The organism is Bacillus sp. Au-Bac7 (assembly GCF_021341655.1).
Lineage (GTDB): Bacteria > Bacillota > Bacilli > Bacillales > Cytobacillaceae > Niallia.
Genome location: NZ_JAJTTG010000001.1, coordinates 864,159 through 881,834, shown reverse-complemented (window position 1 = coordinate 881,834; position 17,676 = coordinate 864,159). Strand labels below are relative to the sequence as shown.

Here is a 17,676-nt window from a genome sequence, read left to right as displayed (position 1 = left end):
AGGACCTTGAAGGTCCTTTTTTTATCCTTTAATGTTAACAATTATTCTTCCGCGTACAGAGCCTTCCAAGATGGTTGGCAAGACAGAAGGAAGCTCTTCGAGCGTTACTTCACTTGAAATAAATTGGGTTAAATCAGCTGGTTTTAAGTCTGTAGCGATTCGGTTCCAAACCTTTTTTCTTGTTTCCATCGGGCAGTAGACAGAATCTATCCCCAGTATATTAACACCTCTTAAAATAAAAGGATATACTGTTGCCGGGACATCACCGCCGCCTGTTAAGCCGCTCACAGCTACCGAGCCGTTATAAAGAAGCTTGCTTGTGATCGCAGCTAATGTGCTTCCGCCAACAGGGTCGATGGCAGCAGCCCACTGTTGTTTATCAAGGGCTTTCAACTTGCCGTCATAAATATCTGTGCGGGAAATGATTCTGTCAGCACCTATAGTTTGTAAATATGTATGCTCCGATTGCTTGCCTGTACTTGCATCGACCTTATAGCCCAGCTTTGCAAGCATTGCCACACCAAAGCTTCCGACACCACCTGTTGCACCTGTTACGAGTACTTTGCCATTTTCAGGAGTCAAGCCGTTTTCTTCAAGTCGTTGAATGCTTAAGCCTGCAGTGAAGCCTGCTGTCCCAACAATCATTGCTTCTTTTAATGTAAGGCCATCTGGAAGGGGCACAATCCAATCTGCAGGGATATTTGCATATTGACTGTATCCGCCGCTGTGCGATACGCCAATCTCATAGCTTGTGGCAATAACTTTATCGCCTTTTTGATAGCGTTCATCATCAGATGAGACTACAATGCCTGCTAGATCAATGCCTGGAATATGTGGAAAGGAACGGACGATTTTGCCGTTTGATACACTTGCAAGTCCATCTTTATAATTTATTCCAGAATAATGAACCTCAATAAGAACATTTCCTTCTGATAAGTTATCTAGGCTGACTTGGTCCACTTTTAAAGAAAAATCCTCGTCTTTTTTATCTACAACTACTGCTTTAAATGAATCTATCATTGTCGTTTCACCTCGTTGCCATCTTAACACTTTTTCTCCAGATTGGTCAAAACATCCATTTTGAATAAGTGAACCTGTGCTAGAATAGCTTGGTTTGTTTAATTAGGAATGCTGAACTTTGGCTTTTTTTTCAAAATACAAGAACAGATTTGTCATCCATTTTGCTGTTAAGGCAACAATAACATAGCCAATAAATAGATGAAGGTAATTTGCACCTTTGCCAAACTCGAACATGCCTATAGCAACAAACAAAGGTTTTAAAACAAATGCGAAAACAGCAGATAATATTATTGACCATACATAATAATTCTTTTGTTTTGCTTGAGACCACTGATATATGAAGCTAAAAAACACCGGTACAAATGAGGCGTCCAATGCAAAGCTGGATGGAAGGATTGGCAGCACCTTATAAGGATAAAACCAATAACCATTATTAGCGCCATATAAATCGATATAGGTAAAGAACACATGAACATTGTATCCATAGAAGCCGAGCTGGAGGGCATTACGCTTATTTATCAATAGAAAAAAAGCAATTAACGGCACTATTAAAAGAGCAAGTCCAATCCAAAACTGCCAGTGATCTGGTCCTGAATAGCCGAGCCAATATTCAAACCACTCTTTAGAGTGACTCCATTCATCTTTTTTTAATTCTTCAAGCAGACTTTTTTGCTGTGTATTCATTCAAAGCATCTCCATTAAGTGTTTAAGTTTAGTGTTCGCTTTAACGGAAAATTACATGTATCCCTGAAAAAAATAAATCGAATTACAGTGTCAGAACAAAAATATTGGCAACAATAATAGGAAAAAGGAGAATCGAACATGAAAATAGCCACAGATGTATATGGATACAGAACAGCTATCGCAAATATCGCATTCATTTCTGGACTGGGCAAAAATAAAGATGAATGGGTACTGGTTGATGCAGGGGTGCCGTATTCTGCTAAATTTATCTTGAAATATGCTTCCACGTTATTTGGCAGCAAGAAGCCAAAAGCAATCGTATTAACACATGGCCACTTTGATCATATCGGGGCATTGCCGGTTTTGCTTAAAGAGTGGGATGTACCAATATATGCCCATCACGAGGAGATGCCATATTTAACAGGAGAGAAGGAGTATCCAAGACCAACACCATTTATTGTTAAAGGACTAATGTCGTTTTTATCGCCGTTTTATCCCCGTGATGGTATTGGGCTTCACTCTAATTTACGTGAAATAGAAACTGGCACAGAGTTAGAATTCATGCAGGGCTGGGAGGGCATTCATACACCAGGGCATACGAAAGGACATATATCGTTATACAGAAAAGAAGATGGACTGATGCTGGCAGGAGATGCTTTTGTTACCGTTAAACAAGAGTCATTACTTGCTGTATTAACGCAGAAAGAAGAGATACATGGACCTCCTGCTTACTTTACACCAAACCGTGCAGAAAGCAGAGAATCAATCATTAAACTGGCAAAACTAGAGCCAAGCACCATTTATACAGGTCATGGAAAACCGCTATACGGTAAAGAGCAAATTGCTAAAGGTCTTTATCAGCTTATTCGCCATTATGATGTTGGTTTTGCTGAATCGCCAACCGTTGTATAAACGGCAATCTTATCCCATGCTCATAACAGCAACAGGGATAAGATTTTTTTGTGTTTAAATTGGAAAAAGGATATTACTTTATTGATTGCTAGTTTCATGGTAATCTATTAATTTAGAATGATTATTATTAATAAGGAGCATTACAGATGAAATTAGTAACATGGAATGTGAACGGCATAAGAGCATGTGTAAAAAAGGGCTTCTTAGACTTTTTTCATGAAATAGATGCAGATATATTTTGTATACAAGAATCAAAGCTGCAGGAAGGCCAAATACAGTTAGACTTAGAAGGCTATCATCAGTTTTGGAATTATGCGGAGCGAAAAGGCTACTCTGGCACGGCTGTATTTACAAAACAGGAGCCAATCAGTGTCACTTACGGCATTGGGGAAGACTTTGAGGAATTAGAAGGAAGAGCTATTACACTAGAATTCCCTGAATTTTTTTTGCTGAACGTGTATACACCCAACTCGAAAAGAGACTTAAGCCGACTTGGATATAGAATCGAATGGGAAAAACAGCTAAAAACCTATATAAAAGAACTTGATGCCGTTAAACCGGTTATCTACTGTGGGGACTTAAATGTGGCCCATCAGGAAATCGATTTAAAAAACCCAAAATCAAATCTCGGCAATTCCGGCTTCACAGTGGAGGAGCGGGGAGAAATGACGAGCCTGCTTGATTCAGGCTATATTGACAGCTTCCGCTATCTGTATCCAGACAGAGGTGATGTTTATACTTGGTGGTCTTATATGGCAAAAGTAAGAGAGCGGAATATCGGCTGGAGAATCGATTATTTTATCCTGTCTGAACGTTTAAAAGATAGACTGATAGATACAGAAATTCATTGTGATGTCATGGGCAGTGATCATTGTCCGGTAATGTTGCAAATAAATATTTGATGAAAGCCCAAGCTGAATGCTTGGGCTTTTCGCTGGCCATTATTCCTGCTCGATTATATGTATGTCTGCAGAAATCGAGAAGATAATAGTTTAAGACATACAATAAATTCATAAATAATCCAATTTTTAAGTTAAAAGTATTTGACGAAATATCAGTTTAGTTATAAACTAAGATTATAAGTTTACCGCTAAACTCATAATTAGGTGAATAAAAATGACGAAAACAAACAGAAATGTAAAGCTAGGCGTATTGTTATGGTTCCGGCTTTCCCGGTTTTATAACAAAAGCAACAGAAAAAGCAACCAGCACTTGAAAGAATTCGGACTGAATGTTGCACAGCTGGATTTGCTGGCGCAAATTGGTCATAATAAATCTATTTCCCAGCAAGAGCTTGCAGATAAATTACTTGTTTCAAAAGGGAATATTGCTCAGCTTTTAAAGAAGATGGAGGAGCAGAACCTGATTGAAAGAAAACAGGAATGGAAAACGAAATACGTATCGCTCACAGAAAAAGGAACTAAGCTGTACAGCGAAGTGATTCCTCAACAAGAGATGTTTCAAGCGGCTCAATTTGATGCATTAACAGATACGGAAAAAAAGCAGCTGCTTCATCTGCTAAAAAAAATTCAGAAATAGAAAGAAGGAGTTAAGATGAACTTTAAAGGCATTCATCACGTGTCAGCCATGACAGCAAAAGCAGCGCAGAACTATGATTTTTACACAAAAACTTTAGGCATGCGCCTTATTAAAAAAACAGTAAATCAAGATGATCCATCTGTTTATCATCTTTTTTATGGTGATGAAAAGGGCAATCCAGGGACAGAGCTTACCTTCTTTGAAATTCCAAATCTTGCTCCGAACAAAGAAGGTGTCAGCAGTATCTCTGCACTTTCTTTACGTGTGCCGAGTGATGCATCCTTACAATATTGGGTGAACCGTTTTGATGAGTTGCAAGTCACTCATGGGGACATTCTCGAAAGAGCGGGACGGAAAACACTTGAGTTCAGAGATTATGAAAACCAGCGTTTCTTCCTTGTTTCTGATGAACAAAACAGTGGGGTAGCAGGAGGAATACCATGGAAGAACGGACCAATTCCGCTAGAGCATGCAATTATCGGCCTTGGACCAGTTCAGCTGACCGTCCGCCGAACAGAATCAACCGTACGTGTGCTTACAGAGCTAATGGGGTTCCGTTTAAAAGGACAATTTCCTTCCACTATTAAAGATCAGCCTGATGTATTAGTGTTTGAAACGGGAGAAGGGGGAACTGGCGCAGAAGTTCATATTGAGGAAAGAACCGATTTGCCTGTGCAGCGGCTAGGCAGAGGCGGAGTCCATCATGTTGCCTTCCGTGTCGATGATGAAGAAGAGCTGTATGCATGGATCAATAAAGTCAATGAATCAAGATTCCAAAACTCAGGCTTCGTAGACCGTTTCTATTTCAAATCTCTCTATTTCAGAGAACCAAACGGTATCTTGTTTGAACTGGCAACAGATGGTCCTGGCTTTGATACAGATGAGCATATTGATCATCTTGGAGAGTCATTGGCACTTCCGCCGTTTTTAGAGCCGCAGCGTGAACAGATTGAAGCAAGATTAAAACCCCTTGATACAAAGCTAGATGCAAATAAGGAGTGAGCTTTAGCTCTCTCCTTATTTTTTGTGAGGCAAAAAGGCTGTCTATTAGAGAAACGAAAAGTTATAATACTAAGAGTATAGTACTTAAGGGGGCAAACAGAATGAAATGTGTATCCATTGATCTAGACGGAACTCTGTTAGATGACCAGCATCTGATTTCCGAAAATAATAGAAATGTTATTAAACAAATGAAGGACAATAATATAGAAGTAATTCTAAATACAGGCAGACAGTATGCAGACGTTATTAAAGTTGCTGGTGTCGCTGAATTGGAGCTGCCAATTTTCTGTTTGAACGGAAGTATGATGTATTCAGAAACAGGGGAGCTGCTTTATGAAACTACTCTTTCCAAAGAATTGTACTTTGAACTTTTAGAAAAACTAAAGCCGTTAAACGTCGGTATTCTTGTTTATACAAATAGAGGAGGATTCCCAGGTACTTTACCTTCCTTAAGAGGGAAATCATGGGACCAAATTGAAGAAATGTTCAGCAGCCAGGATTATGAAGGCATTGTTGACATGGAAGATATTAAGATATATAAATTGATAGCTGTAGTAAATGAAACGGAAATTGAGCGAATTGATACAGTTAAAAATAGTTTAAAAGAGATTTCCAGCGTATCCTTTTCATCCTCTTTCCCAAATAACTGTGAAATCACTTCAAGTGCTGCTCAAAAAGGCAAAGCAATTAGAAGATATGAAAACATGAAGAAAATGGTATTCGATGAAATTTACTCATTTGGAGATGGCGGCAATGATTTAACACAGTTCGAAGTGTCTACAAGATCATTTGCAATGGAAAATGCTCCTGATGAAATAAAAAGAAGAGCAAGTGATATAACTAAGAGCAACAATGATGATGGTGTAGCTTATGCAGTCACCGAAATTCTAAAGTTGGTCTAAGCAATGCCAGGAGCATAGACTAAGGTCTATTGCTCCTTTTCTTTTGAGAAATTTACAAAGAAACAGAGGTTTTCAGTCAAGAATTCTTCACATATACTTGCTATTTTCATCATAAAAAGCCAAAATAAAGAATGGTTGGCTACATTAAGTCAGCCAGTAGAAAGTAGGGATATGAATTGACAGATTTTAAAAGCTTAGGAATCAATGATAATGCAATAAACCTTTTGCGAAATAGAGGTATAATAGAACCTTCTCCTATTCAAAAAATGGTTATTCCATCCATTTTAGAAGGAAAAGATGTGATAGCACAAGCCCAGACTGGTACAGGTAAAACATATGCATTTGCTTTGCCAATCGTACAAAAGCTAAAAAAAGATGCAGACTATATTCAAGCATTGATTGTCAGCCCAACAAGAGAGCTAGCGATCCAAATCGCTGCCGAAATAGAGAAAGTGAAACCAGATTATGCAGAGGTGCTCACTGCTTACGGCGGGCAGGATGTAGAGAAGCAGCTGCATCGGATGAAGGATAATATCTCCATTGTTGTTGCAACACCAGGCAGATTAATCGATTATATGAAACGCGGCCACATTAAGCTCGACCGCTTGAAAGTGCTAGTGTTAGATGAGGCAGACCAGATGCTTCATATCGGCTTCTTAGAGGAAGTCAAATACATAATGCGTAAATCAGCAGCAAACAGACAAACTTTAATGTTCTCTGCAACGATATCAGATAATATTAAAATGCTTGCCAAGAAATATATGAAAGAAGCTGAATATATAACAGCAGAGAAAAAACAAGGTCCTGCTGTAACGGTAAAACAGTTTTCGATGCACTCAACAGACAGAGCGAAACAAGGAACATTAATGAGTCTAATTACATCCTTTAATCCTTATATGGCTGTTGTCTTTTGCCGTACGAAACGACGTGTAAGCAAATTGTATGAAGTTCTCCGAAACAATGGCTTTGAGTGCCGTGAATTACACGGTGACCTTTCCCAAGCGAAACGTGAACAAGTGATGAAAGATTTCCGTAATGTAAAGTTTCCAATTTTAATTGCTACAGATGTTGCAGCAAGAGGGTTGGATATTGACGGGATTTCACATGTATTCAATTATGACATCCCAGCAGATGCAGAAAGCTATGTGCACAGAATCGGACGTACAGGAAGAGCTGGCTTAGAAGGATTTGCGATTACTTTATATACTTCTGATGACAGACAAACATTGGATATGATAGAAGATGAGCTTGGCATTCGTATTGAAAAAATGCAGCAATTAAAAAAGACGGATGATAAAAAAGTTCAGGAGAAAAAGGCCCCAGATAGTAAACGAAAAACTGGCTTCCGTGCTGCGCAAAAAGCAAAAGCTGTTCAAGGAAGAAAAAAACAGTCTTCGAATGAAGATAAAAAGCAAGATAGTGGAAAAAGAAACAGCAATAGTGGAACAAGACAGGAAAAAGGGCGCACGAATGGTTCAAATGCAAGCAGGCATACAGGCAGTGCTGTCTATAAACCAAAAAGATCTAAAAAGAAATAATAAGGTAAAGGAGCTATCAGGAACGTGATTAAAGCAAACATGATGAAATACATTGAAAAAAATGCAACTAACAGTAAAATCTCCGTTCTTCCATTAGAAAGAGCATACGTACTTGAAAATGAGTTGGCAAAGGAAGAAAATATCGCTGTTAGCCAGTTAACTGACCGACTTGGTCAAACTTATATGGAGCTTGCCAATAAAGAGAGTGATGAAGTTGTTAAGGACAACTTGCCTGCCTCTTTTTTGAATGACAAGATTTCACTATTAAAAGCAAATCTTGAGGAATACTTATACATCGAGTCTGATTTATTTGACATTATTCAAGTGGAAGGACTGACATTGGAAGTAGATTCTGTATTTCGCAAGTATGATGCATTGTTCGGCTTCAAAGCACCTAAAAAACAGGAAGCCGTAATCCGTGCCTATTTTGCTGAACAGCTGGGAGAAGAGAATTCTTACAGCTTGATGTTTAACGGACAGGACGGACTTTGGGATGTAAACCTTCCGATTGAAAATGTAGCTGGTTTTACAGAGGATTTAACAATCGCACAAGCGTTAGAGCTGTTTTACCAATTCATGTTTGGGTTAGGAAAAAAGCTGGAAGAGAAATAAAAAGGGGAGAGAGTAGCGATGGGTGACTCTATTATACGTACACAGGTTGATTCAACTGTGTTTACTTGGGATAAAGAAAAAGGTGTATTTACATTTGACGGAGCCCCATCTATGCTGTTTTGGGACTCCGCGATAGAATTATTCATCAGCACGATCATTGAGATATCAGGGGAAGATGTGTCTAATACCGTTTTAGAGGCAACTGGATTCCGAATGGGCGAGCTGGTGAGCAGTTATTACAAAGATAGAATTGATACACGAAATGTACTTACGCAATATATCGATATTTATCGGAATGCAGGCTGGGGGAAAATTAATGTCCGCCATTTTTGTCTGGAGGAGAAACGAATTATCCTGCAGCTTGAAAACAGCTGGGAGCATCGCATCTATCAATCTCTCAAAAAAGAGCAGGCGCTCGTTCTTTTACCAAGCCATTGGGCTGGAGTGTTTACAGGCTTATTGAAGGAAAACATGTGGTATAAAGTCAATAAATCGCAGCTGTCTGGCAGTGAATATGATGAGATTGAAATTTTCCCATCCTCTATTACACCTAATGATAATATCCATGAGCTTGCACGACAAAAAGAACAAGCATATATCAGTGAGCTGGAACAAAAAGTAGCGGACAGAACGCATGAGCTGACAGATCTTGTCAAACATTTGTCTACACCGATTATGCCTGTGTTAAAAGGGATATTAGCAGTCTCCCTTGTCGGGAAATTTAATGATGAGCGATTTGAAGGACTGCTCCAAACAACCTTATTTGAGTTTTCCAAAAAAAGAGCTAGTTATTTGTTGCTGGATATGACGGCAATCAGTGAATTTGACGAGTATATTGTTTTTCGCCTGCAGGGCTTAGTAAAGGCAGTGTCCCTTTTAGGCGGGGAATGTATCCTTGTTGGCATCAGTCCGACATTAGGTGTGCAAATTGTTAACTCAGGAGTAGATTTAAGTACTATTCCAACCTTCTCAACATTAGAACAAGGTATTGAGCATGCAGTCGACTTGCTTGGCTATGAAATCGTAAAAAAACGGTAAGCATTCTGCTCCATCTTTGCAAAGTCAAAGATGGAGCTTTTTTTGTGCATGAAAAGAGCAGCAGAGTCAGATGATAACAAGCAAATACTAATTTAGGAGGCTCCATAAATGCCTGAATTACCAGAAATGGAAAACTATAAGCGCAATCTAAATCAGTTGATTCAAGGTAAAGTCATATCTAATGTAATAGTTAACAGAGAAAAATCTATTAACGTTGATCCGCAAAATTTCATACAAGCAGTTCAGGGAAATACTGTTAGTCTTGTTCAGAGAAGAGCTAAGCATCTGCTGTTTCGGTTAAGCAACGGTAAAGTACTGCTGCTGCATTTAATGCTGGGAGGCTGGATGTTTTATTCAGAGGAAAAAGACAAGCCAAAGCGAACGGTTCAAATCCAGCTTTCATTCGGAAATATGCATCTGTATTTTATTGGACTTCGGTTAGGCTATCTTCACCTATATACAAACGCTGAAGCAGAAGCCGAGCTTGCTGATTTAGGACCTGAACCACTTGACTTAAGCTTTACTAAAGAGGATTTTCTGGCATATATAGAAAAAAAGCGCGGCACATTAAAGCTCAAGCTAGTCGATCAGCATTTCTTATCAGGCATCGGAAACTGCTATTCAGACGAAATCTGTTATCATGCAAAGCTGCTTCCTGAAAGAAAGCTGGAGGACTTAACTTCTGAAGAAAAAACAGCATTATATACGGCTATTCAGACTGTACTTAAAGAAGCGACTGATATTGGTGGCTATATGGAACATCCTCTATTCATTAACGATAACAAAACAGGCGCATATAATGACCTTTGCCGTGTTTATGATTGCGAAGGCCAACCATGCCAAAGATGCGGTACAAAGATTGTTCAAACAGAGATTTCCTCTAAAAAAACCTTCTATTGCCCTAACTGTCAGCACTAAGTGTCTAAACAGCTGCTCTTGTGGTCATAATAGTCTTTTATAAATGCATCTGCCAAGGAGTGAAGTTGGATGTTGAAAAGACGTAAATTCGTACTGCTTCCTGTTATGATTGGAATGATTGTGTTACAACTGAGCGGAACCATTTCCTTTCATGTGGAAGCAAATGCTAAAGGAAATGAGGGCGAGCTGAACAGTCAAATGAACAGCTTGCTCAACACCATCCCTGAATTAAAGGGAAGTCTCACTGGTATCAGCATTCGTGATCAAAACAGCGGCCAAGTGTTGTTTGAACACATGGCTGAAACGAGATTAGCTCCTGCTTCGAATTTAAAGCTGTTAACAGCAGCTGCTGCTCTTTCGGTTTTAGGTCCTGACTACCGTTTTCAGACAGAGATTTACACAGACGGAAAGCTGGAAGATGGGGTGTTGAGTGGGAATGTCTATCTGAAAGGAAAAGGAGATACAACATTACTGGCAAGTGATTTAGATAAAATTGCTGAACATTTGCATGCTAAAGGGATTAATCAAATTAATGGCAGTATTATTGGAGATGCGAGCTGGTATGATGATGTGCCGTACTCAGTTGATTTAGCCTGGAGTGATGAATCCACCTATTATGGAGCACCAGTTTCTGCTTTGACTATGTCACCAGATAAAGAATATGATGCAGGCACTATAATGATGAAGGTGAAACCTGGGGCAAAAGCTGGAAGCAGCGCAATCGTCAGTGTTTTGCCTTCTTCACTTAAGCTTGAAATGAACAATAAAACCACAACTGCCGCACAAGGAGCAAAAGAGGATATAGAGGCAGAAAGGGAGCATGGCGGGGAATCTATCAGCTTAAAGGGAAATATCCCAATAGGTGCAGAGGAAACAAAGGTTTGGGTAGCAGTAGAAAGTCCTCCGGATATGGTGCTGGATGTCTTTACACAAGCATTGGCAAAACAGAACATTACTTGGACAGGTCAAGTCAAGGAAGGGAAAACTCCAGATTTGTCCACTCCAATTATTGTGCATAAATCCATGCCGCTGTCAGAACTGCTTATTCCATTTATGAAGCTCAGTAATAATACGATAGGAGAAACACTCTTAAAGGAAATGGGCAGAGTGGAAAAAGGGGAAGGCAGCTTTGATGAGGGAATTGCTGTTTTGCGGGACCAATTGACACAATTTGGTCTAGATAAAAACAAAATACTTCTGCGCGATGGTTCTGGCATTTCGCCAATTGATTTAATAACAGCAAACGATTTGTCAACATTGCTTTTCAACGTGCAAAAGCAAGCATGGTTTCCGATTTATGAAAAGGCACTGCCTGTCTCCGGCAATAAAGATAGAATGATTGGCGGCACACTGCGCAACCGTCTTTTTTCTGAAAATACAAAAGGGGCAGTTAAAGCAAAAACAGGTACATTATCTGCAGTCAGCTCCCTGTCAGGCTATGTTAGAAGTAAAAGCGGCAAAACATACATATTCTCGATTTTGTTGAATCACTTAATGGATGAAAAGCAGGGCAAGGTCATAGAAGATCAAATTGTGGAATTGTTAGCATCCCAATAAAAAGAAGCCAGGAAGGGGAAGCCTTCCTGGCAATTCATGTTTACGTAAATACTATCCCATCTATTTCCGGCCAAAATCAGCTTTAATCTCGCCGTGAAGATGGGTTTCCCACTTGATAATTTTGTTTTCATAGCTGTTTTCCTTCAGCCATGCTTCTGCACGTTCAATCATTTGCCAAAGCTGTTCTGTACGGCTGTCTCGAGTGAGACTTGTATTGGCTTTTTTATTGCGCACCCATGACAGTGCAGTCATGCTGTCACTGTATATGGTTGTGTTTTTTCCTTGTTTTTTAAGCATCACAAGGGCATGGACAATTCCTAGAAATTCGCCAATATTATTTGTGCCAAACACAGGACCGTAATGGAAGATTCTTTCACCAGTTTTTGTGTCGACACCTTGATACTCCATCATGCCAGGATTTCCGCTGCATGCTGCATCTACTGAAATGCTGTTTTCGTCAATCGGAAGAGAAGAACTGCTACTAGCTGCATTGCTGCTTTTTCCTGCTGCGGAGGACGAACTGAATCCGCCTTGCTTATATGCTTGCTCTGCTTCTGCCAATGTCGGAAACGATTTAAAGGACGCACCTTGAAAGCCCTTTGTCTGCCTTTCGCATTCAGCCCAGGTTTTATAAATCCCCGGCTTACGACCTTTCCACACGACATAATATTTTTGTTTTGCCATAAAGAAGTTGCCTCCTCAAACTAAAGTCATTTCCTAATCATAACACAGCTTGTCACAAAAAGAACTTGCTAAAAGTATTAGCAAGTCCTAAATAAAGCTTTAGTTTGGAACTCCGTATTGTTTTTGCAGTAACCCCTGCAAATATTCAGCAAGCTGCAGCATCCCGAATATACCAGCTTCTTTTTCAGCATCCGCATTATAATTAGTGTTTGTGTTGATATCGTACGTATACAAGTTTCCATCTTTATCTTTCATAAATTCAATTCCTGCTACTTTAATTTTTTGTGCTTGCAGAAACTGTTCATACTTTTCAATGATAGGCTCATTAAACTCTGTTTGGATGGTGAAGCTTGGCTTGTCTTCCACCTGTTCGCCGACAGGGCAGAAGAGATCATTGATCTGGCACGCATCTGCCGGGCACAGTTCAAAGCCGCCTGCTGTGTCAACCTTCACTGCATACACAAACTTGCCGCCGACAAACTCGCAGCGTGTAATGCTTTGGTCAGGTGTTTCAATATATTGTTGAATAAGCGTGATTCCATCAACAGGCTCTTCAAATTCAGGGCCATACACATATCTTTCCAGCTCTTCGATTGAATGGAACAGGCGGACACCTAAGCCTTTTCCTGCTCTGTTATGTTTCGTAATAAAAGAAGGATCGCCTAGTTTTCTAGCAGCTTGGATAATTTGCTCACTTCCTGTAGCCACAAGCGTTCTAGGTGTTTTAATACCATGTTTAAACAAGGCCGCGTATTGGGCCGCTTTGCTCACTTCAAGTCGAAGTGCGCCCGTTCCATTTATCACAGTTCTGCCGTATGATTCCAGCCATTCGAGCACAGCAGAAGTATATTCTGCCGCATAGCGGTGGCCTCGCGTATGGGAGGAAGCGCTCATACGGCTGTAGAAAATTCCTTCAGGCGGTGCTTCAGTTAAGTCAAAATTGCCTTCTGACAAATCCCATTCCTCAAATGGAATATTAAGCTCCTCCAAACGTCTCGTTAAATGAACAGTCCATTCACTGTTTTCATGGATAACATAAACTTTACTCATCACTTCGTCACTTCTCTTTCTTTTTTTAATGATGCGACAAGGGGCATAACTTGTTCTGAAAATCGTTGCATTTCTTCGAGCTGAGGAGAGAATTGCAGCAAGAGCAGCGTAATGCCGGCATCTTCGTATTCAACAATTTTTTTAGCAATTTGCTCTGGAGTGCCGATAAGTCCTGGTCTCAAGCCTCTGTTAGAAACAGAATAATCTTGCAATTTAATTTGCTGTTCTAGCTGTGATTTATTTACAAAATCATCAAAGCCTGCATAGGCAGAGGATTCTTTCACATCTGTAATTCTAGCAAGCTCTTCTTGTGCTTCTTCCTCTGTATCACGGCAAATAACATAGGCAGCCATTCCAAAGGACGTAAACAAATCTTTTCCAAACTCTTTCCTTTTCTTCTGCATATCTTGAATTTTTAGAGAAATCTCATCGACTGTACCGCCATGCATCACATAAGCATCGCAGGTTTCAGCAATGACTGCTTTGCCTTTCGGGCTTTCTCCGCCTGCATAAAGGATTGGATTAGGCTTCTGCACAGGTTTAGGAGAAAGCTTTGCTTCTTTAATGTCGTAGAATTTCCCTTTATAACTGAATGTTTCTTCTGTCCATAATCCTTTTAAAACAGCTAAGAATTCCTCTGTACGCTCATATCTCTCATCGTGCTCTGTGAAGATCCCGCCATACTGCCTAGCTTCTTCCTCCCACCATGCAGACACAACGTTTAAGGTGAATCGGCCGTTGCTAATATGATCGATATTGGCGGCCATCTTAGCAGCAACTGCAGGATTGTGAAACCCAGGACGGATCGCTGTCATAATTTCTATTTTATCGGTAACTGCTGCAAGTGCAGCGGCAGTTGACCAGGCTTCTAATGAATCTCTTTCAGGGCCTTTAATATCATTTAAGTATAGTTCTGCAATCAACGTTGTATCAAACCCCCAACTTTCTGCACTTTGAATGACCTTTTTTGCATAATCGAATGTAGGCGGCATGTTTTCATTTTCTACATTTCTAAGCCATCCGCCAAAAATAGGCAGCCAAAATCCATATTTCATGTTGATTCTCCTTTTTATGTAATCTGATATTTTAGGACGCTAAAGTTTTTAGAATATTTATAATGTTATTATAGAGATATACTAACTGTCAATAGAGCGGACACTTTAAATCCTATATAAATACTCAGATTGCTTTGAAACTCGTATAAATCCACAAAAAAAGCATTTTCTTATGCATGGAAATACAGATATTTTCAGGAAGGAAGAGTAAATCAAGATTAAACAACCAAACTATAAAAAAGGGGGAATTTGTTTGTCTTGGTTAATTTATGCTATTCTTTCAGCCGTTTGTGCAGCATTAGTTGGTATCTTTGGGAAAATTGGCTTGCAAAATGTTGATGCTAATACAGCAACAGCTGTCAGAGCAATGATTATGACAGTTTTTCTCTTCATCATTGTAGCGATAGAAGGCAACCTGCATAAAATTCCGAGCATTATTTCTGATAAGAAGAATTTCATGTTTATTGTATTGAGCGGCATTGCAGGAGCTACTTCGTGGCTGTTCTACTTTCTAGCATTAAAAACAGGAAAGGTCACACAAGTAGCGCCAATTGATAAATTGAGTGTCGTTTTGGCTGCACTTATCGCTATCATTTTCTTAGGAGAAAAGATTAGTCTTCTGAACGGTGTAGGGATTGGATTAATTACAATAGGTGTTATTTTAGCAGCACTTCATTAATTTATTTTCAGGAAGGATATCCTTCCTGATTTTTTTATTGTTATCGTAGTGAAATCCTCTCAACAAAATACGGAATTGTACCGATATAAGAGTGTAAATAGGGTGCAAAATCCTTATTTTCCTTCTTATTAAGGAGGTACATGAGACGATTGGAGAGAGCAACAATGATCTATAAAAACAGTCAAACGAAATGGATCATTACCCTTTGTTTATGTGTTGTTCTATCAATGCTTGTAAATATCTTTTATCACTTTCTAAATCATGTTGTATTCATTTTACTGCATCTTCTTTTCAGCCTTATTTCCATCTTTTCCTTGATGGTGCTGTTAAAGAACATTTCTGCCCTTATAATAGAGCTGAAAAACAGCAGCACTAAATTGCAGACTATTTTTGAAACGATGGATATGGCAATTTGGTTTCACGATTATAAGATAGGAACATTATTCATCACTTCGGGAATGGAAAGAATTTATGGTCGATCAACAGCAGAATTTTACCAAAATATTGATTTATGGAAAGAAGTAGTTCATGAAGACGACCGAGGTCTGATAACGGAAAGACTGGAAGCATTAAAGACCGAAAAAGAAGTCACAAGCATATACCGAATTATACGGCCAGACGGTCAAATCCGCTGGATTAAAGACAAGGGCATTCCCTTATATGACGGTAATGGCAAAATGATAGAATTCACTAGCATTTTTTTTGATATAACGGAAAGCAAAGAAAATGAAGACCGTTTTAGTACACTTGTGGAAATGTCGCCTGACATAATTGCTGTTGTCAGTAACTATGAAATGCTTTATATCAACTTTGCAGGCAGTAAGCTCATTGGCGCATCCAATCCATTAGAGCTCGTTGGCAACACCGTGTATGAGTTGCTGTCAACGGAAGACTATGAAAAGATTAATCACGAGTTTTCCATTAACGGCGCTAAAAATTTGAGAGTAGAAGTGCAAATTAAAACATTACAGCAAAAAGTAATGGATGTTGAGTTGTCCTGCATGCCAATTTTATTCGCGGGAAGTCATGCCGTGCTTGTTGTTGGGCGAGACATTACAGAACGAAAGAAATCTGATACTTTAATTAAGCGTTTGGCATATAATGACACGTTAACCGATTTGCCGAATAGAAACAGCTGTATGGTCTATTTGCATGATCGTATCCACTGTCTTGCTGTTGAAAGCTTGTATGTGCTGTTTTTGGATCTTGACCAATTTAAGCGGATAAATGACACGAGGGGACATTCAACAGGAGATATGATTCTAAAGGAGGTAGCTAATCGCCTGAAATCTTCTCTTGAAGAAGGTGATTTCGTCGCAAGGCTTGGGGGAGATGAATTTGTCATAATCCTCGAAAATGCAGACTTACAGGAAATAAAAAGTAAAGCAGACAAAATTCTGGAGGCTTTCACGCAGCCGCTTTTCATTAAGATGGAAGAGTTTTTCGTCACACCAAGCATTGGCATCAGCCATTATCCATCTGATGGTAAAGACCAGGAAACATTGATTAAAAATGCAGATGCGGCAATGTATTTGGCTAAGGATAATGGCAAAAACAATTATCAGTTTTATTCCCACGCACTGGAGGAAAGCAGTTCGAGAAAAATGGTGCTGGAAATGGCTTTAAGAAAAGCGATTAAGCTTAATGAGCTTTCTTTAGTTTATCAGCCTCAATTTAACATTATTACAGGTGAGATTTTTGGGGTGGAAGCATTATTGCGCTGGAAGCATCCCCAATTTGGATTTGTTTCTCCAGCCGAATTTATTCCAATCGCTGAGGAAACAAACTTAATTATTCCAATTGGAGACTGGGTTATAAAAGAAGCATCCAGGCAGATGATGGAATGGAACAAGCAAGGCATAAATGATATTAAAATGTCGATTAATATATCGCCAAGACAATTTCATTGTCAAGATTTTGCAGAGATTATCAGTAATTTTGCAGAAGAGTACAGCTTGAACACAAAAATGTTTGAATTAGAAATAACAGAAAGCACGCTGCAAAATATTGATTTATCTTTGAATATCCTGCATAAGCTGAAAAGTTTAGGTTTTAATATTTCAATTGATGATTTTGGCAAAGGCTATTCTTCTTTAAGCTATTTAAAGTATTTGCCGATTGATACGATTAAAATAGACAAAACATTTGTCGATGATATAACAGATCCAGTTCATAAAGGGTCGTTAGTAAAAGCAATTATTGATATGGGTCATAATATGAATTTTTCTGTTATTGCCGAGGGGATAGAGAACGAAGAACAGCTAGATTTCTTAAAAGTTAATCATTGTGTACTTGGACAAGGCTTTTATTACAGCAAGCCGTTGCCGAGACAGGAAATAGAACAACTGCTGTTTGCACAGGCTTCAGCAGGAAAATCAGAAAGGTCTTGAATAAACTCAAGTCCTTTTTGTTAGGATAATAACCAAACTTGGCGATTGTTTCCATTCATATTGTATAGTATAAGTATATAGAAGTCCGCTATATTT

The 17,676-nt window shown here is 39.2% G+C and carries 17 protein-coding genes; 12 read left to right on the top strand and 5 right to left on the bottom strand.

Going from position 1 to position 17,676, the window contains the following annotated elements; all coding sequences use genetic code 11:
* Positions 1-21 precede the first annotated feature (21 nt).
* Both LXM54_RS04520 and LXM54_RS04515 read right to left on the bottom strand, forming a co-directional pair.
* Positions 22-1,020 carry an NADPH:quinone oxidoreductase family protein gene (locus LXM54_RS04520; RefSeq protein ID WP_233313892.1) on the bottom strand — a complete coding sequence of 333 codons (999 nt, stop codon included), beginning with the start codon at positions 1,018-1,020 and terminating at the stop codon, positions 22-24.
* Positions 1,021-1,122: 102 nt separating this feature from the next.
* A complete protein-coding gene (locus tag LXM54_RS04515; RefSeq protein ID WP_233313891.1) occupies positions 1,123-1,704 on the bottom strand; it encodes a CBO0543 family protein in 582 nt (193 codons plus the stop codon).
* 138 nt (positions 1,705-1,842) lie between these two features.
* On the opposite strand from LXM54_RS04515, the gene LXM54_RS04510 reads away from it, so the two are divergent.
* The 10 genes from LXM54_RS04510 to dacB all read left to right on the top strand — a co-directional run bounded on the left by LXM54_RS04510 (position 1,843) and on the right by dacB (position 11,722).
* Positions 1,843-2,616 (top strand): MBL fold metallo-hydrolase, encoded by a 774-nt coding sequence (locus LXM54_RS04510; RefSeq protein WP_233313890.1) that lies wholly within the window; start codon positions 1,843-1,845, stop codon positions 2,614-2,616.
* A 146-nt stretch (positions 2,617-2,762) separates the two neighbouring features.
* Positions 2,763-3,518 (top strand): exodeoxyribonuclease III, encoded by a 756-nt coding sequence (locus LXM54_RS04505; protein WP_233313889.1) that lies wholly within the window; start codon positions 2,763-2,765, stop codon positions 3,516-3,518.
* A gap of 214 nt (positions 3,519-3,732) precedes the next feature.
* Positions 3,733-4,155, top strand: a complete 423-nt coding sequence (locus tag LXM54_RS04500) for a MarR family winged helix-turn-helix transcriptional regulator (RefSeq protein WP_233313888.1) — start codon at positions 3,733-3,735, stop codon at positions 4,153-4,155.
* A 15-nt stretch (positions 4,156-4,170) separates the two neighbouring features.
* A complete protein-coding gene (locus LXM54_RS04495; RefSeq protein ID WP_233313887.1) occupies positions 4,171-5,157 on the top strand; it encodes a ring-cleaving dioxygenase in 987 nt (328 codons plus the stop codon).
* 101 nt (positions 5,158-5,258) lie between these two features.
* Positions 5,259-6,059: an HAD family hydrolase gene (locus LXM54_RS04490; protein WP_233313886.1), complete on the top strand. Its 801-nt coding sequence runs from the start codon at positions 5,259-5,261 to the stop codon at positions 6,057-6,059.
* Between the two features lie 176 nt (positions 6,060-6,235).
* Positions 6,236-7,597 carry a DEAD/DEAH box helicase gene (locus tag LXM54_RS04485; RefSeq protein WP_233313885.1) on the top strand — a complete coding sequence of 454 codons (1,362 nt, stop codon included), beginning with the start codon at positions 6,236-6,238 and terminating at the stop codon, positions 7,595-7,597.
* 24 nt (positions 7,598-7,621) lie between these two features.
* Positions 7,622-8,209, top strand: a complete 588-nt coding sequence (locus tag LXM54_RS04480) for a branched-chain amino acid aminotransferase (RefSeq protein WP_233313884.1) — start codon at positions 7,622-7,624, stop codon at positions 8,207-8,209.
* Positions 8,210-8,227: 18 nt separating this feature from the next.
* Complete coding sequence (locus LXM54_RS04475; RefSeq protein WP_233313883.1) at positions 8,228-9,247, top strand: STAS domain-containing protein; 1,020 nt, start codon at positions 8,228-8,230, stop codon at positions 9,245-9,247.
* Positions 9,248-9,355: 108 nt separating this feature from the next.
* A complete protein-coding gene (mutM, locus tag LXM54_RS04470; RefSeq protein WP_233313882.1) occupies positions 9,356-10,165 on the top strand; it encodes a bifunctional DNA-formamidopyrimidine glycosylase/DNA-(apurinic or apyrimidinic site) lyase in 810 nt (269 codons plus the stop codon).
* A gap of 69 nt (positions 10,166-10,234) precedes the next feature.
* On the top strand, positions 10,235-11,722 hold the full coding sequence (gene dacB / locus LXM54_RS04465; protein ID WP_233313881.1) for a D-alanyl-D-alanine carboxypeptidase/D-alanyl-D-alanine endopeptidase: 1,488 nt from the start codon (positions 10,235-10,237) through the stop codon (positions 11,720-11,722).
* Positions 11,723-11,782: 60 nt separating this feature from the next.
* On the opposite strand, the gene LXM54_RS04460 is transcribed toward dacB, so the two are convergent.
* The 3 genes from LXM54_RS04460 to LXM54_RS04450 all read right to left on the bottom strand — a co-directional run bounded on the left by LXM54_RS04460 (position 11,783) and on the right by LXM54_RS04450 (position 14,511).
* Entirely contained in the window at positions 11,783-12,406 is a 624-nt protein-coding gene (locus LXM54_RS04460) for a ribonuclease H1 domain-containing protein (RefSeq protein ID WP_233313880.1), read from the bottom strand.
* A 99-nt stretch (positions 12,407-12,505) separates the two neighbouring features.
* A complete protein-coding gene (locus LXM54_RS04455) occupies positions 12,506-13,456 on the bottom strand; it encodes an ATP-grasp domain-containing protein (RefSeq protein WP_233313879.1) in 951 nt (316 codons plus the stop codon).
* Positions 13,456-14,511 (bottom strand): LLM class flavin-dependent oxidoreductase, encoded by a 1,056-nt coding sequence (locus LXM54_RS04450; protein ID WP_233313878.1) that lies wholly within the window; start codon positions 14,509-14,511, stop codon positions 13,456-13,458. The genes LXM54_RS04455 and LXM54_RS04450 overlap by 1 nt, the downstream gene beginning before the upstream one ends.
* A 253-nt stretch (positions 14,512-14,764) precedes the next feature.
* Here LXM54_RS04450 and LXM54_RS04445 point away from each other — a divergent pair, with 253 nt between their 5' ends.
* Positions 14,765-15,190, top strand: coding sequence for an EamA family transporter (locus tag LXM54_RS04445; protein WP_233313877.1), 426 nt, complete (start codon positions 14,765-14,767; stop codon positions 15,188-15,190).
* Between the two features lie 140 nt (positions 15,191-15,330).
* Complete coding sequence (locus LXM54_RS04440; protein ID WP_233313876.1) at positions 15,331-17,580, top strand: sensor domain-containing protein; 2,250 nt, start codon at positions 15,331-15,333, stop codon at positions 17,578-17,580.
* Positions 17,581-17,676 lie beyond the last annotated feature (96 nt).

Excerpts from the sequence above, each read along its gene's own strand:
- LXM54_RS04520 (WP_233313892.1), bottom strand. The coding sequence starts at position 1,020 with ATGATAGATTCATTTAAAGCAGTAGTTGTAGATAAAAAAGACGAGGAT.
- LXM54_RS04515 (WP_233313891.1), bottom strand. The coding sequence starts at position 1,704 with ATGAATACACAGCAAAAAAGTCTGCTTGAAGAATTAAAAAAAGATGAA.
- LXM54_RS04510 (WP_233313890.1), top strand. The coding sequence starts at position 1,843 with ATGAAAATAGCCACAGATGTATATGGATACAGAACAGCTATCGCAAAT.
- LXM54_RS04505 (WP_233313889.1), top strand. The coding sequence starts at position 2,763 with ATGAAATTAGTAACATGGAATGTGAACGGCATAAGAGCATGTGTAAAA.
- LXM54_RS04500 (WP_233313888.1), top strand. The coding sequence starts at position 3,733 with ATGACGAAAACAAACAGAAATGTAAAGCTAGGCGTATTGTTATGGTTC.
- LXM54_RS04495 (WP_233313887.1), top strand. The coding sequence starts at position 4,171 with ATGAACTTTAAAGGCATTCATCACGTGTCAGCCATGACAGCAAAAGCA.
- LXM54_RS04490 (WP_233313886.1), top strand. The coding sequence starts at position 5,259 with ATGAAATGTGTATCCATTGATCTAGACGGAACTCTGTTAGATGACCAG.
- LXM54_RS04475 (WP_233313883.1), top strand. The coding sequence starts at position 8,228 with ATGGGTGACTCTATTATACGTACACAGGTTGATTCAACTGTGTTTACT.
- mutM (WP_233313882.1), top strand. The coding sequence starts at position 9,356 with ATGCCTGAATTACCAGAAATGGAAAACTATAAGCGCAATCTAAATCAG.
- dacB (WP_233313881.1), top strand. The coding sequence starts at position 10,235 with ATGTTGAAAAGACGTAAATTCGTACTGCTTCCTGTTATGATTGGAATG.
- LXM54_RS04460 (WP_233313880.1), bottom strand. The coding sequence starts at position 12,406 with ATGGCAAAACAAAAATATTATGTCGTGTGGAAAGGTCGTAAGCCGGGG.
- LXM54_RS04455 (WP_233313879.1), bottom strand. The coding sequence starts at position 13,456 with ATGAGTAAAGTTTATGTTATCCATGAAAACAGTGAATGGACTGTTCAT.
- LXM54_RS04450 (WP_233313878.1), bottom strand. The coding sequence starts at position 14,511 with ATGAAATATGGATTTTGGCTGCCTATTTTTGGCGGATGGCTTAGAAAT.
- LXM54_RS04440 (WP_233313876.1), top strand. The coding sequence starts at position 15,331 with ATGAGACGATTGGAGAGAGCAACAATGATCTATAAAAACAGTCAAACG.